This is a genomic window from Vibrio sp. 1249-1, assembly GCF_033340495.1.
In genome coordinates, this window is record NZ_JAWOWJ010000168.1 from 1 (window position 1) to 1,003 (window position 1,003).

General features: G+C 50.4%; 1 protein-coding gene. It reads left to right on the top strand.

Going from position 1 to position 1,003, the window contains the following annotated elements; genetic code table 11:
- The coding region (locus R7Z50_RS25000) for an Ig-like domain-containing protein (RefSeq protein ID WP_318149420.1) at nucleotides 1-1,003 on the top strand (1,003 nt) is incomplete at both ends.

Sequence of the window (1,003 nt, forward strand, 5' to 3'; positions counted from 1 at the left end):
TGGCGGCGACCAAGTTCAGCACGAAGGTAACGCATACAAAGCGCGTTACTGGACGCAAAACAATAACCCTGCACAAGCTGGCCAGTGGGGCGAGTGGGAATCTCTTGGTGCTTGTGATGGAACAGGTCCTGTTGATCCACCACAAAATGAAATCCCGACGGTGACTCTAACCGCTCCTTCTGCGTCGGCATCTATCACCGCTGGTGAAGTGGTTAACCTAGCCGCAGATGCAGCAGACACTGATGGCACAATTAGCAAAGTTGAATTCTTTGTTGATGGTGCTTTAGTTGGTCAGTCTACTTCGGCTCCTTTCACTGCATCTTGGACTGCAACTGAAGGCGTACACGAGTTTTCAACTAAATCTTATGATGACGCTGGCGCGGTAAGTACTGCAAGTTCAGTAACGCTTACGATTGCTTCAGCTCAGCCAGGTAATGAAGCGCCTACAGTGGAAGTTGCGCTTTCAGCTACTTCAATCGAGTTAGGCGGTACTGTTACGCTTACTGCTAACGCAGCAGACGCGGATGGTAGCGTTGCTAAAGTTGACTTCTACGTTGCTGGTGCATTAGCTGGCACAGCAACAGCTGCCCCTTACACACTAGACGTAACGCCTTCAAAAGCGGGCGCTCTAGCGGTATACGCGAAAGCGACAGATAACGCAGGTGCAAGCACAGACTCTGCAATTGCTACGTTAACTGTAAATGGTGGAGCAGTGGCATCTAACTGTCGTCCAGACGGTCTTTACCAAACAACAGGCGTGGACGTACCTTACTGGTCAATCTACGACGAAGAAGGTCGTGAGAAAATGGGTGCGGATCACCCACGTCGTGTCATCGGCTACTTCACGAGCTGGCGCGCAGGTGACGACCCACAATCGACTTACCTTGTTAAAGACATTCCTTGGGAACAGCTAACTCACATCAACTACGCGTTTGTGAGCATTGGTTCTGACGGCAAAGTAAACGTTGGCGATGTTAATGATCCAAACAACGCTGCAACTGGC